This window comes from Nonomuraea sp. NPDC050691 (assembly GCF_040654455.1).
Lineage (GTDB): Bacteria > Actinomycetota > Actinomycetes > Streptosporangiales > Streptosporangiaceae > Nonomuraea.
Map to the genome: position 1 here is coordinate 104786 of NZ_JBFAIA010000005.1, position 13899 is coordinate 118684.

Consider the following 13899-nt stretch of genomic DNA (forward strand, 5'->3'; position numbering starts at 1 on the left):
CGCGCTCCGTCCGGCTCGCCGAGCCCGACGTGACGGCGGCCCGGGACGTTCCGCTCCAGAGCGAGACGTCCCGGGCCGCCGTCGTCGTTTCCGGCCCGGGTCACCCCGGGTGTCCTCTCCGCCCTCCGCCCTCCGGCCGCCGCGTCCCCAGGTTTCGCCGTCACCCCAAGAGTGATCCGCCAAACTCGGAGTATCGGGACATATCCGGGCGACGCATAATCAAGCGCCAAGTAATTGAGGGGCGCATTTGACTTGGGCTTAGCGAATTCGAGTTGCGGTGGGCCGGTGTCGCGCGGGATCGTTATTCGGCCTCTCGCGGTCCCGTGAGAGAGCGATGTAAGAAGAAGCGCCTCCCCTTCCGCGCTGATTCCCACGAAGGAGAAATCAAAATGATGCGTCGCATTCTCGTCGGTGCAGCCCTCGCCGGTGCCGTCTTCGGCCTCTCTACCGTGAGCGCCCACGCGGACAGCGGCACCAGCGCGCTCTGCACCCCCAAGCCGGTCGTGGCGACCGACTGCGCCCCCAAGCCCGTCATCCTCACCCCCAAGCCGGTCGTCCTCGCTCCCAAGCCGGTCATCGCGGTTCCCTGCGCCACCAAGGTCGTGACGACCGCCACGCAGTGCACCACCACCTGCACGACCCAGTGCGCGACGAACTCCGGGGCGACGCAGTCCACGCAGTCCAGCCAGTCCACGCAGTCGTCGCAGTCGTCGCACTCCTCGTCCACGCACTCCACGGCCACCAGCTCCACCGCCACGAGCTCGATGAGCTACCAGCCGCTGGAGGGCGCGGTCAACACCGGCAACCAGATCGGCAGCCAGTGGTCCGCGGCCAACGACCTCGTTCTGCTGAACGACGTGGCCAACAACTCCGTCAAGCACATCGACGTCCTCAACGTCGGCAAGCTCGACAGGGTCAACGTGGGCGTGCTGAACAACCACCAGGCGGCGGCCACCTCCGTGCTCGCCCCCTGCTGAACCACGGGTAGACACGGACCGGCCTCCTCGCCTGTTCCGGAAGCACGCGCGCACGCCGTGCTCGTCTGAACGGGGGCCCGCGTTCTCAGACGGCCTGGGTCCGGCCGGCACCCGTGTTCGAGTCATCCCGAGTGGCTCGGACACGACGAACGCCCGACGGGGATGAGCACCAGCTGGATGGCGGCGGTGCTCACCCGGATCGGGCCGACGGTGCCGGTGGGATGGTGCACTCCCAGGTGGACCCGGGCCCGCGTCTGCGCGGTGACGAGCACGAGAGTGATCCGCCGGCGGGTGTGGGCGGGTGATGGCGATCCTGTACAGGGGAGCCCATGCCCGGCCCGGCGGAGACCAACGCGAGGGTCAAGGCGGCCGCCCCGGGCCATCAGGTCCGCGGCGGCCCGGCAGACAGCCCATGCGGTGGGGTGACGGGCTTGGCCCAAGTGGGTACGTACCGGGCAGAGCCTCCTCAGACCAGCTCATACCCCCACAGCCATACCGCCCCTTTATCCTGAATATCACTTATCGAAAGACAATTCGTGTAATCTGGTTCCGGACTGGCGAGGCACGCGGCGCCGGTCCGTTCCCCCAGTGCGCAGGGGCCGGGAGACGACCCCCACGCTCGGAGAGATGGGGGTGCGCGGCCGATGAGCGGCGACACGGACATGAACGAGCGGCTGCTCTACGCGGACCGGCTCGTCCGGATCTCCGTGCGGACACCCTTCCGGGACCCGCGGACGACACCCCACCACCTGCTGTTCGCTCCGGGAAGCGCCGACCCCGTGATCACGCTCGTGGGCGAGATCGACGTGAGCAACTGCGAGGCGCTGACGCGGGCGCTGACCGCCTGCCGGGCCGGTGGCGGGCACGTGACCGTCGACACCGGCCGGCTGACCTTCATCGACCTGGCGGGCCTGCGGGCGCTGCTCATGCCGGCGCTCCCCGCGCCACAGCGCTGGGTGCGTCTGCGCAACATCACGCCGTACCAGGAGAGACTGCTGCACCTGATCGGCTGGTTCTACGAGCTGAACCCGGAGCCCGACAGCGCGGCGCCGCAGGCCGCCCCTTGACCGAGATCAGCTAGACGGCCGACCCCCACATCATCGCGGCCGAGGTGCCGAGACCCGTGGGACCGGCCAGCCGCCACCGGGGCGGCTGGTGGTGGCGGCGCAGGGACTCCTCGTCGTAGCGGCGGCAGTCGCGATGCCACACGAGGATGCCCGACATCCAGTTCTCCAGGTCCCTCACGTAGCCGCGCAGCACCTCACGCGCCTCCTCGCCCAGCCCGGCGTCGTCGTAGAGCACCGGCAGCTCGTGCTCGGCGACGTGCTGGAACTGCCGCATCCGCGAGTTGATGAGGTCGGTCGCGATGCCGAGCGCCTCGGGGTAGCCGCAGCCGAAGAACGTCTCGGAGACCAGCACGACGTTGTGCGTCTCACCCTCGAACTCGATCTCCTTCTGGTACGAGAACACGTCGTTGAGCAGGGCCGCGTAGTCCATGGCGGAGTTCTCCAGCGACCGCAGCGGCCCGCTGTCGTAGATCTCGGGCGGCACCCGGTCGCCGTGGGCCAGGCGGCACAGGCTCATCGTGAGCTCCGAGCCGAACGTCATGCGCCGCATCTCGACGTAGTCGACGGGGTCGGGCACCCGGTTGGCGATCTGGTTGGCCAGCTCCCACAGCCAGCTCTCGACCATGTCCTCGATCGCCCCGCGGAACCTGCGGCGCGCCACCGGCTCCATCGGCCCGGCCGTGCGGGCCCACAGGTCGGCCAGGCCGCGTTCGAGCGCGTTGACCGGCACCGCCAGCGGCGGCCCGTCGAGCGGCATGAACATGGGCAGCCGCTCGACGCACGCCTTGGCGGCGAGCAGGTTGCGGGTGCGGCCGAACACGACGGGGAAGTAGTCGTCGCCGTAGGTGCCCCAGGCCAGCCAGGCCGACGACAGGTCGAGCTGGCCGGGGGAGGCGTCGGGGTGGATGCCCGCCGCGCACAGCGGCAGGTCGTAGTCGACCAGCTTGTCGGCGTCCCACACGGCCGAGCCCGCCACGCCGGGCTGCGCCTCCAGGATGCCCATCTCGCGGGCCCAGGTGACGACGTTGACGCGGGCCGCGGCGAGGTGGGGCGACAGGCGGGGCTCGAACGGCATCAGCAGCTCGGGGATGACCGACGGCCCCACCCGCCGGTGGGGGACGTGCGCGTACGAGCGGAACCGCTTGGCGCCGAGCAGGTCGACGACCGAGCGCATGCCGAGCCCGGCGCCGCGCCCGGCGCGCTCGTTCATGTAGCGGCTGGAGCGCATGTGCCATTCATGGCCGCCGGACTGCCAGTCCTGCAGCCCCTTGACGTAGGCGAGCACCCCGGCGCACGACAGCGGGTCGAGGCCGTGCTCGGCGAACAGCGGGCCCAGCTCGGTGGCGACCGTGTGCTCGAACTGCTGGAGCCGGGAGGTGAGCAGGTCGTTGACGGAGTCGGCGGCCTCCTGCGTGGTGCAGCCGAGGAACGTCTCCAGCACCAGCACCCCGTTGCTCAGCTCGCCCTCGTCCTCGACCTCCCGCTGGTAGGAGAACAGGTCGTTGCGCAGGTGGACGCCGTCGGAGAACGTGTCGCGCAGCACCCGCATGGGCCGGGAGGCGGCGATGCGCGCGGGCACCTCGGCTCCCACGGCGTGCTCGATCAGGCCGGCCGACCACGGCGCCCCGCCCACCTTGCGGCGCATCTCGATGTACTCGACCGGGTTGGGCACCCGGCCGATGTTGATGTTGGACAGCTCCCAGAGCGACTCGTATAGCAGGTTGCGGGTGCTCTCGGCGAACCGCTCCCGCCACTGCGGCGAGCGGCTGGGCACCGTGCGCGCCCACAGGTCGGCGAGGCCGGCCTCCACCGGGTTGGCCGGCTCCGGCATGCCCGCCGTCAGGTCCGGCGGCATGAACGCGGCCAGCCGGTCGAGGTGCTCCTTGCCGCCCTCGCGGTCGCCGGTGCGCTTGAACAGCTCGAGGAAGTGGTCGTCGAAGAAGAACACCCACACGTACCAGTCGGTGATCAGGCTCAGCTCGGGCCCGTCGCAGTCGGGGTGGGTGTAGGCGCACAGCAGGGCGTAGTCGTGGGAGTCGAGGTCACGCTGCTCCCAGACGCCGGAGCCCTCCAGCATGCCCATGGCGCGGGCCCACTGCCGGGAGTGCCGCCGGGCCTCCTCCAGGTGGGGGTTGAGCCGGGCGGGATACGGGAGGTAGAAGTCGGGCAGCTCGAACGGCTGGGCGGTCATGGGATCACTCCGTTCTGCTCGTAACCCTCTGGTCGTGCACCTGGACGTCGGTGAGCATGCCGAGCGCGTCGGGCACCAGGACGGCCGCCGAGTAGTGGGCGCTGACCAGGTAGGAGGCGATGGCCCGCTCGTCGATGCCGGTGTGCCGCACGCTCAGCCCGGGCAGGTGCTCGCCGGGCAGGCCGGTCTGCCGCAGCCCCACCACGCCCTGGTCGTCCTCGCCGGTGCGGAACGCCAGGATCGCGGTCGTGCCCGTCCGGCTGACGGGCAGCTTGTCGCAGGGCAGGATCGGCACCCCGCGCCAGCCCGGCAGCGCGCGTCCCTCGACGGTGACGGGCTCGGGGTGGACGCCCCGGCGGTTGCACTCGCGGCCGAACGCGGCGATCGCCTGCGGGTGGGCGAGGAGGTAGCGGGTCTTCTTGCGGCGGCTGAGCAGCTCGTCGAGGTCGTCGGGGGCGGGCGGGCCGCCGCGTGTGGGGACACGCTGCCGGGGATCGACGTTGTGCAGCAGCCCGAAGCCCGGGTCGTTGACCAGCGCGTGCTCCCGCGCCTCCAGGACCGCCTCGATGGTCAGCCTGAGCTGCTGCTCGGTCTGGTCCATCGGCTGGCTGAACAGGTCGGCGACCCGGGTGTGGACCCGGAGCACGGCCTGGGAGACGCTCAGTTCGTACTCGCGCGGGCCGGGATCGTAGTCGGCGAAAGTGCCGGGCAGCACCGGCTCGCCCCGGTGACCGGCGGCCACGGCGATGGCCGCCTCGCCGTGCTTGTTGCGCGGCCTGGACAGCTCGGCGCGGTGCCGGTCGAGCCGGGCGCGCAGTGACGGCGTGCGGTCGGCCAGCGCGTCGAACACTTCCCACGGCAGGTACAGCACCGTGCAGGGCGTGCGGGCCTCCAGCGTGTACGGCCAGCGCCCCCCGGCCCCGGACTGCTCAGCCCCGGGCGGTTCGGACCCTGACCGTTCGGCGCTCCGGGACCCTTCGCTCCCGGACCCTTCGACCCTGGACCGTTCGGTCCAGGAACGCTCGGTCCCGGCGTGGTCGCCCGTGGACAGCGTCGCCCGGACCAGGGCGTCGCCGTAGGGGCCGCGCTCCAGCCGGGCGGCCTTGCCGTACGCGAGCAGCACCAGGCCGCCGGCGGGTTCGCCGGCCCGTGTGATGGCCTCGCCCGGGGCGTACTCCCGCTGCTCGAACAGGCCGGCGAGCCGCCCCAGGACGGCGGCGTCGTCGTACCCGCTCAGCGGCGGCAGCTCGGCCAGGCTCGGCGGGATCACCCGGACCCGCGCCCCCTCGAAGGCGAAGCCCACCCGGCCGCCGCCCACGGGATAGGTGTGCCGGCGGTTGACCCGGTAGACGGCGCCGGCCACCTCCACCCAGGGCAGGACCCGCGTCAGCCAGCGAGGCGTGATCTCGCGTGCCTGCGGCGGGGTCTTGGTCGTCGTGGCGAGCAGCCGCGCGGCCTCGGTGCCGAGGCTCTCCCGCACTGCCTCAATGCCGAGGCTCTGCGGCGCCGCTTCCCGATGCTGCTCCGTCAAACCGGCACCGTCCATCCTCGTCAGTGCTCGTGCCCGAGCTCGACGTCCTCCAGGACGGCCAGCGCGTCCGGGACCAGGACGGCGGCGGAGTAGTAGGCGGTGACGAGGTAGGAGATGACCGCCTTCTCGTTGATGTTCATGAAGCGGACCGACAGGCCCGGCTGGTACTCGTCGGGGATGCCGGTCTGGTGCAGGCCGACGACTCCCTGGCTCTCCTGGCCGGTGCGCATGAGCATGATCGAGGTGGTGCGGGTGTCGGTGACGGGGATCTTGTTGCACGGGAAGATCGGCACGCCGCGCCAGGCCGGCACCCGGTGCCCGCCGACCTCGCTCGCCTGCGGGTAGAGGCCCCGCTTGGAGCATTCTCTGCCGATGGCGGCGATGGCCTGCGGATGGGCGAGGAAGAAGGCCGGCTCCTTCCACACCTTGGCGAGCAGCTCGTCGAGGTCGTCGGGGGTGGGAGGGCCGCTGCGGGTGCGGATGCGCTGGGAGAAGTCGGCGTTGTGCAGCAGGCCGAAGTCGCGGCTGTTGACCAGCTCGTGCTCCTGGCGCTCGCGCAGCGCCTCGATGGTGAGCCGGAGCTGCTGGTCGAGCTGGCTCATCGGCTGGTTGTACAGGTCGGAGACCCGGGTGTGGACGCGCAGGATGGTCTGGGCGACGCTCAGCTCGTACTCACGCGGCGCGAGGTCGTAGTCGACGAACGTGCCGGGCAGCGTCGGCTCGCCGGTGTGGCCCGAGGACATGTCGATCGCGGCCTCGCCGTAGTCGTTGCGGGCGCGGCTCTCGACGTCGCGGATGCCGGCCAGATGGTCGCGCAGCTCGGGCGACTGGTCGTAGATCTGCTGGAAGTCGTGCTGGGAGAGCACGAGGACGGTGCAGGAGGTGGCGGCCTTGGCGGTGAAGGGGAAGCGGCCCGGCTCGGTCAGGAGCTGCTCGCCGAGGTGGTCGCCGTCGGCCAGCACGCCGAGGGCCTGCTCGTCGCCGTAGGCGCCGTGGCCGCTCTTGGCGACCCGGCCGTGGGCGATCAGCACGAGCTGGTCGACGGGGCTGCCCTCGGTGACGATCGCCTGGCCCGCCTCGTACTCGCGCTGGATGAACCGGGCGGCCAGCGCCTCCAGCACCTCCATCTCGCAGAAGCCGCGCAGCGGGGCCAGCTCGGTGAGCTCCGCCGGGATGACCCGCACGTCGGCGCCCGTCGTGGTGAAGGTGATGCGGCCGTCGCCGAGGGTGTAGGTGAGCCGGCGGTTCACCCGGAAGACGCCTCCGGAGGTCTGCACCCAGGGCAGCAGCTTCAGCAGCCAGCGGGAGGTGATCTCCTGCATCTGGGGGACGGTCTTGGTGGTCGTCGCCAGATTGCGGGCGGCCTCGGTGCTGAGGCTGAGCTGCTGGCTGGGCCCGTTGGAAGCGGTCAACTCGGGTGATTCGGTCATACTGCACCACCAATCTTCATGGGGGACGACGCCGGTGACCCGGCGCAGGGGGGATGGAACGTTCCAGATCCGGGGCGGGCGGCCCCGGTGGCCGCCGGGCGCCTACCGGTCGCGGTGGGCGAGCCGCTCGGCCAGCACGGCCAGCGCCTCGCGCGCCTCGGCGGTCATGGGGGCGGCCCGCAGCTCGGCGGTCGCCTCGCGCACCCGCTCGGCGATCATGTCCTCCACCTCGGCGAGCGCGCCGGTGGCGACGATGATCTGGCGCAGCTCGTCGGCCTGCTCCTCGGTCAGGTCGGGATGGCCGTGCCAGGTGCGCAGGTAGGAGCGCTGCGCGGACGTGGCGCGCTGCACGGCGTGGGCGAACAGCACGGTGTGCTTGCCGTCGCGCAGGTCGTCGAGCGCCGACTTGCCCGTCTCGGAGGACGAGCCGAACGTGCCGAGGACGTCGTCGCGGAGCTGGAACGCCTCGCCCAGCGGCAGGCCGAAGCGGGAGTAGGACTCCAGCAGCTCCGGCGGCGCGCCGGCGAGCGCGCCGCCGATCTGCATGGGGCGCTCCACGGTGTACTTGGCCGTCTTGTAGCGGATCACGGTGAGGGACTCGGGCACGGAGGCGCCGGCGCGCAGCTGGGCGAGGATGTCGAGGTACTGGCCGCTGATGACCTCGCTGCGCATGGCGTCGAACAAATGGTGGGCCACGCGCAGCCGGCCGGGCTCCACCCCGCAGGACGACAGCAGCGCGTCGGCCCAGGCCAGGCTGAGAGTGCCGAGCAGGATGCCGCCGGCCTGGCCGAAGGTCTCGGCGCCGGGCCCCGCGTGCAGCTGGGACAGGCGCCGGTGGACGGTCGCGTGGCCCCGGCGCAGCTCGCTGCCGTCCATGATGTCGTCGTGGATGAGCAGGCCGGCGTGGCACAGCTCCAGCGCCGCCGCCGCGCTGATGATCTCGTCGCAGTCGTCGCCGCCCGCCCCGCGCCAGCCCCAGTAGCACAGCTGCGGGCGCACCCGCTTGCCGCCACTCAGGATGAAGTCGGTCAGCAGCTCGTACGCCGCGACCACGTCGGGGTCGGACACCGGCGCCCGCCACGCTTCGAGGAAGCCGGTCAAGCGCTGGTCAACGCGAGCTCCGACAAGGTTGTGAGTGAAGCCGACTGTCATGACTGAAGGCCCCTTCCGCCAAGGCCACACTACATGTAGTTATTCATCGAACACGGAGTGTGTAAAGTCTCTTCTGTGGCTCCAGGTGGGCGGCGCCGGGGCGGAGTGCCGGTCCGGGGGCTCTGAGCTGGGAGGACCCGGCGACACGCTGACGCGCATGACTACGCAGCGCATCCGAAAGGTGTCTACTTGTAATTACTCGCAGTGCGTTTCCAAACAAGTGGGGATTCCATGTCCATGCGCCGCTCCCGTCTGAGCCTGCTCCTCGTCGCCGTGGCCGCCACCGCAACCGCCGGTTGCGGTGGCGGCGTCACCGATTCCTCCGCCTCCAGCGAGGCGTCGTCGTCCGCGTCCGCCCCGGCCGCGCAGGCCTCCGGCCAGGACCGGGCCTGGATGCGGCAGCTCCACCTGGGCGGCCTGGCCGAGGTCCAGGCCGCCAGGCTGGCCCAGGACAAGGGCTCACAGGAGGTCAAGGCGCTCGGCGACACGCTCGTCAAGGACCACGGCACGCTGGACGAGCAGCTCGTGCGCGCGGCCGAGCGGCACGGCGTCCGCCTGCCCACCGGCCTGTCGGCCGCCCAGCAGAAGGAGGCCGCCGCCCTGGAGAAGGCCGCGCACGCCCGGTTCGACCGGCGTTTCATCAAGGAGATGGCCCAGTCGCACAAGCGGGCGATCAGCTCGACCAAGCAGGAGATCAAGAAGGGGTCCGCTCCCGAGATCGTCTCGCTGGCCAAGTCCACGCTGCCGTCCCTGAAGAACCACCTGGCCCGGCTGCGCGAGGCGGACGGCTCCTGATCCCGGGTCGTCCGATCCGGGGTCGTCCGATCTCGGATCGCCCGATCCTGGGACATCTGATGGATCTTGGGGCGTCCGCCCCCAGGGTCGCCGTACGGCGGCTTCCGGCCGGGGCACGGGCCGCGTCCGGCCGGAGCCGTTCGACGGGGGATGTGAGGGTCGTTTGGCGGTGGACGTGAGGGTATGGGACGCCGGGTCCGGTGGCGGCGAGGTCACGAGCGCGCCACTCCGGCGGGAGGAGCAGCCATGAAGGCCGTCACCTGGCACGGCAAGCGGGACGTGCGGGTCGAGGAGGTCGCCGACCCGGCGATCAAGGAGCCGACCGACGCGATCATCAAGATCACCACCACCGCGATCTGTGGATCCGACCTCCACCTGTACGAGGTCCTCGGGCCGTTCATGAGCCAGGGCGACGTCCTCGGCCACGAGCCGATGGGCGTCGTGGAGGAGGTCGGCGCCGACGTCGAGCACATCAGGCCGGGCGACCGGGTGGTCGTGCCGTTCAACATCTCCTGCGGCCACTGCCACATGTGCGGCATGCAGCTGTACGCCCAGTGCGAGACCACCCAGGTGCGCGAGCACGGCATGGGCGCCGCCCTGTTCGGCTACACGAAGCTGTACGGCCAGGTGCCCGGCGGGCAGGCCGAGTACCTCCGGGTGCCGCAGGCCCACTTCGGCCCGATCAAGGTGCCGGACGGCCCGGCCGACGAGCGCTTCGTCTACCTGTCGGACGTCCTGCCCACCTCCTGGCAGGCCGTGGAGTACGCGGAGGTGCCCGACGGGGGCAGCGTCACGGTTTTCGGGCTCGGCCCGATCGGCCAGATGTGCGCCCGCATCGCCCGTCACCGCGGCTACCGGGTGATCGCGGTGGACGGCGTGCCGGAGCGGCTGGAGATGGCGCGCCGCCACGGGATCGAGGTGGTCGACTCGCGCGCGGCGGACGACGTGCCGGACGCGGTGCGCGGGCTGACCGGCGGGCGCGGCACCGACTCCGTCATCGACGCCGTCGGCATGGAGGCGCACGGCTCGCCCGGCGCCAAGCTGGCCCAGACGATCACCGGCTTCCTGCCGGACGCGGTGGCCGCGCCGCTCATGACGCAGGCGGGCGTCGACCGGCTGGCCGCGCTCAACCAGGCCATCGACACCGTGCGGCGCTGTGGCGTGATCTCCGTCATTGGCGTCTACGGCGGCATGACGGACCCGCTGCCCATGTTGCGCCTGTTCGACAAGGGCGTCACGCTGCGCATGGGGCAGGCGCACGTCAGACGCTGGATCGACGACCTCATGCCGCTGGTCACCGACGACGCCGACCCGCTGGCCGTGATGGACCTCGCCACCCACCGGCTGCCGCTGGACGAGGCGCCGCGCGGCTACGAGATCTTCCAGAAGAAGCGCGACGGCGCCATCAAGGTGCTGCTGCGGCCCTAGGGTTTCGGTCCCCCGTCCGGGGGCAGCCGGGCCGGTATGAAAGTGGTGGTGGTCGGCGCGACGGGCAACGTCGGCACGAGCGTGGTGGAGGCCCTGCGAACGGACGACCGGGTGCGGTCGGTCGTGGGCGTGGCCCGCCGGATGCCCGGGTGGCAGCCGGAGAAGGTCGAGTGGCGCAGGGGCGACGTGGTGACCGACGACCTGACGCCCGTCTTCGAGGGCGCCGATGCGGTCGTCCACCTGGAATGGCTGTTCCAGCCGACCCGGGACGCCACCGTGACCTGGCGGGCCAACGTGCTGGGCGCCATGCGGGTCTTCCGGGCCGTGGCCGAGGCGGGGGTGCCCGCCCTGGTGTACGCCTCCTCGGTGGGCGCGTACTCGCCGGGCCCCAAGGACCGGCCGGTGGACGAGAGCTGGCCCACGCACGGCTGGCCGGGCGCCGCGTACGGGAGGGAGAAGGCGTACGTCGAGCGGGTCCTGGACGTCTTCGAGAACGACCACCCCGACATCCGCGTGGTGCGGATGCGGCCGGGCTTCATCTTCAAGCGGGAGGCCGCCACGGAGCAGCGCCGCCTGTTCGGCGGGCCGTTCGTGCCGCGCCGGCTGGTGCGGCCGGGGCTGATCCCGTTCGTGCCGGACATGCCGGGGCTGCGGTTCCAGTGTCTGCATGCCGAGGACGCGGCCGAGGCGTACCGGCTGGCGGTGGTCCGGCAGGTCAGCGGGGCGTTCAACCTGGCCGCCGAGCCGCCGATGGACGCCGCGGGCCTGGCCCGGCTGCTGGGCGCCCGCACGGTGCCCGTCCCGCCGTTCCTGGCCAGGACCGCGATGGCGGCAGGGTGGCACCTGCGGCTGATGCCGGCCGCGCCGGGGCTGCTCGAGATGCTGCTTCAGGTCCCGCTCATGGACGTGACGCGGGCGCGGGAGGTGCTCGGCTGGACGCCCGCGCATTCCTCGCAGGAGGCGGTCGAGGCGGTCGTCGAGGGGCTGCACGAGGGCGCCGGGGCGGACACCGCCCCGCTCGCGCCCGACGAGGGCCCGGCCGGGCGGCTCAAGGAGACCACCACGGGGGTCGGCGGCCGCCCCTAGGTTCCGCCCCTCGCCTGGGTCGCCGGCCGCTGGAGCCGAGGTGCGCCGGCTCGGATCGTCCGTTAGCGGATAATCCACAGCTGGACGACTTGGGTAGGCTGACGGCATGACCGCGATGGCGCCCACGCGCACCGAGACCGACCTGTCCTTCCTGCTCGACCACACCGGCCACGTGCTGCGCACCCGGATGGCGGCGGCGCTGGCCGAGATCGGGCTGACGGCGCGCATGCACTGTGTGCTGGTCCACGCGCTGGAGGAGGAGCGCACCCAGATCCAGCTCGCCGAGCTGGGCGACATGGACAAGACGACGATGGTGGTGACCGTGGACGCGCTGGAGAAGGCGGGGTACGCCGAGCGCCGCCCGTCCAGCACCGACCGGCGGGCGCGGATCATCGCGGTCACGGAGGCGGGTGCGGCCGTCGCCCGGCGCAGCCAGGAGATCGTGGACGGCGTGCACCGGGCGGCGCTGGGCGCGCTGCCGAAGGACGAGCGCGAGGTCATGGTCCGCGCCCTGAACCGCCTGGTGAGCGGGCATCTCGCCGAGCCCGCGGAGGGGTCCCAGCCGGCCCGCCGGGCGCGGGAGCGGGCGAAGTAGGTCCGAAGAGGATCGTCTATTACGGAACTATCTGCTACGGTCTTTCTTGTCGACCTGAGACGGGAGAGACCATGTCGTACGTGCGTCATTCACGCTGGACCGCGCTGGGTGTGCTGTCCGCCACCGGACTGATGACAGTCCTCGACGGCAGCATCGTGACGGTGGCGATGCCGGCCATCCAGCAGGACCTGGGCTTCTCGCCCGCCGGGCTGAGCTGGATCGTCAACGCCTACCTGATCCCCTTCGGCGGCCTGCTCCTCCTGGCGGGCAGGCTGGGCGACCTGATCGGGCGCCGGACGATGTTCCTGGCCGGGAATGTGATCTTCACGGCAGCCTCCTTGCTGGCCGGCGCGGCCACCGGCCCCGGGCTGCTGATCGCCGCCCGGTTCCTGCAGGGCGTCGGGAGCGCCCTGGCTTCCGCCGTGGTCCTGGGCATCCTGGTGACGCTGTTCGGCGACCCCGTCCAGCGGGCCAAGGCGATCGCGATCTTCAGCTTCACCGGGGCGGCCGGCGCCTCGATCGGCCAGGTCCTGGGCGGTGTGCTCACCGACGGGCTGAGCTGGCCGTGGATCTTCCTCATCAACGTGCCGATCGGAGTGATCACCGTCGCGCTGGCGCTGCTGGTGCTGCCCGCCGACCGCGGGGCCGGCCTGGCCGCCGGCGCCGACGTCGCCGGGGCCGTGCTGGTGACCGGCGGCCTGATGCTGGGCATCTACACGGTCGTCAAGGTCGAGGAGTACGGCTGGCTCGCCGCCCACACGGTGGGCCTCGGCGCGGTGTCGCTGGCCCTGCTGGCCGCCTTCGTCGTCCGGCAGGCCACGGCCAAGGCCCCGCTCATGCCGCTGCGGATCCTGCGCTCGCGCAACGTGACCGGCGCCAACCTCGCCCAGATGCTGGCCCTGTCGGGGATGTTCGCCTTCCAGGTGCTCGTCGCGCTCTACATGCAGCGGGTCCTCGGCTACGGGGCGCTGGACACCGGCCTCGCCATGCTGCCGGCCGCGGTCGGCATCGGTGGGATCTCCCTGTTCGTCTCGGCCCGCCTCAGCGCCCGCTTCGGCGCCCGCGCCGTCCTGCTGGCCGGTCTGGTGCTGCTGATCGGCGCGATGCTCCTGCTCACCCGGATCTCGGTGGACGCGGGCTACGTCACCCACCTGTTGCCGGTGATGGTGCTGATCTCGGGCGGCGGGCTGGTGCTCCCGGCGCTGGCCACGCTGGGCATGTCCGGCGCGCGGGAGAGCGACGCCGGGCTGGCCTCCGGGCTGTTCAACACCACCCAGCAGGTCGGCATGGCCATCGGCGTGGCGGTGCTGTCCACGCTGGCCGCCTCGCGCACGGGTGAACTGCTGGCCGCCGGGGCGGGCGAGGCGGTCGCGCTGACCGGCGGGTACCGGCTGGCGTTCGGCATCTCGGCCGGGTTGCTGGTCGCGGCGTTCGCCGTGGGGCTCCTGGTCCTGCGCCGGCCCGCCCCCGCCGCCCAGCCCGTTTCCGGGGACGACGCGGCGGTGGCGAAGCCCCCCGTCACCGTCTGAGAGGAGCCTCTTGAGGCGAGTCTCGTGAGACGGCCTCCTGAGAAGGGTCTCCGCCCGGCGCGCAGTGGCGCGCCGGGCGGTTCGGCGTCAGGCGGCGGACAGTCGGCTCGGCCTCGAG

12 protein-coding genes are annotated in these 13899 nt (G+C 71.9%); 7 read left to right on the forward strand and 5 right to left on the reverse strand.

Features of this window, described 5'->3' with window-relative positions:
• Nucleotides 1-389: 389 nt before the first annotated feature.
• Nucleotides 390-977 (forward strand): hypothetical protein, encoded by a 588-nt coding sequence (locus tag AB0H81_RS03740; protein ID WP_358368739.1) that lies wholly within the window; start codon nucleotides 390-392, stop codon nucleotides 975-977.
• Between the two features lie 122 nt (nucleotides 978-1099).
• Here the strand turns inward: AB0H81_RS03740 and AB0H81_RS03745 are convergent, their stop codons facing one another.
• Nucleotides 1100-1249, reverse strand: coding sequence for a hypothetical protein (locus AB0H81_RS03745; protein WP_358368742.1), 150 nt, complete (start codon nucleotides 1247-1249; stop codon nucleotides 1100-1102).
• Between the two features lie 372 nt (nucleotides 1250-1621).
• Here AB0H81_RS03745 and AB0H81_RS03750 point away from each other — a divergent pair, with 372 nt between their 5' ends.
• Complete coding sequence (locus tag AB0H81_RS03750) at nucleotides 1622-2044, forward strand: STAS domain-containing protein (RefSeq protein ID WP_358368744.1); 423 nt, start codon at nucleotides 1622-1624, stop codon at nucleotides 2042-2044.
• A 10-nt stretch (nucleotides 2045-2054) separates the two neighbouring features.
• Here the strand turns inward: AB0H81_RS03750 and AB0H81_RS03755 are convergent, their stop codons facing one another.
• From AB0H81_RS03755 to AB0H81_RS03770, 4 genes are all read right to left on the reverse strand, one after another.
• Nucleotides 2055-4235 (reverse strand): terpene synthase family protein, encoded by a 2181-nt coding sequence (locus tag AB0H81_RS03755; protein WP_358368747.1) that lies wholly within the window; start codon nucleotides 4233-4235, stop codon nucleotides 2055-2057.
• Between the two features lie 4 nt (nucleotides 4236-4239).
• Nucleotides 4240-5766, reverse strand: coding sequence for a family 2B encapsulin nanocompartment shell protein (locus tag AB0H81_RS03760; RefSeq protein ID WP_358368750.1), 1527 nt, complete (start codon nucleotides 5764-5766; stop codon nucleotides 4240-4242).
• 20 nt (nucleotides 5767-5786) lie between these two features.
• Nucleotides 5787-7196, reverse strand: a complete 1410-nt coding sequence (locus tag AB0H81_RS03765; RefSeq protein WP_358368752.1) for a family 2B encapsulin nanocompartment shell protein — start codon at nucleotides 7194-7196, stop codon at nucleotides 5787-5789.
• Nucleotides 7197-7298: 102 nt separating this feature from the next.
• A complete protein-coding gene (locus AB0H81_RS03770; protein WP_358368755.1) occupies nucleotides 7299-8297 on the reverse strand; it encodes a polyprenyl synthetase family protein in 999 nt (332 codons plus the stop codon).
• A gap of 288 nt (nucleotides 8298-8585) precedes the next feature.
• Between AB0H81_RS03770 and AB0H81_RS03775 the strand changes: the two genes are divergently transcribed.
• From AB0H81_RS03775 to AB0H81_RS03795, 5 genes are all read left to right on the forward strand, one after another.
• Nucleotides 8586-9143 (forward strand): DUF4142 domain-containing protein, encoded by a 558-nt coding sequence (locus AB0H81_RS03775; RefSeq protein WP_358368757.1) that lies wholly within the window; start codon nucleotides 8586-8588, stop codon nucleotides 9141-9143.
• A gap of 246 nt (nucleotides 9144-9389) precedes the next feature.
• Nucleotides 9390-10571, forward strand: coding sequence for a zinc-dependent alcohol dehydrogenase (locus AB0H81_RS03780; RefSeq protein WP_358368760.1), 1182 nt, complete (start codon nucleotides 9390-9392; stop codon nucleotides 10569-10571).
• Nucleotides 10572-10607: 36 nt separating this feature from the next.
• Nucleotides 10608-11657, forward strand: coding sequence for an NAD-dependent epimerase/dehydratase family protein (locus AB0H81_RS03785; RefSeq protein WP_358368763.1), 1050 nt, complete (start codon nucleotides 10608-10610; stop codon nucleotides 11655-11657).
• A 106-nt stretch (nucleotides 11658-11763) separates the two neighbouring features.
• Nucleotides 11764-12252: a MarR family winged helix-turn-helix transcriptional regulator gene (locus AB0H81_RS03790; RefSeq protein ID WP_358368766.1), complete on the forward strand. Its 489-nt coding sequence runs from the start codon at nucleotides 11764-11766 to the stop codon at nucleotides 12250-12252.
• Between the two features lie 80 nt (nucleotides 12253-12332).
• Complete coding sequence (locus AB0H81_RS03795; protein WP_358368769.1) at nucleotides 12333-13781, forward strand: MFS transporter; 1449 nt, start codon at nucleotides 12333-12335, stop codon at nucleotides 13779-13781.
• The last annotated feature ends 118 nt before the right edge of the window (nucleotides 13782-13899 follow it).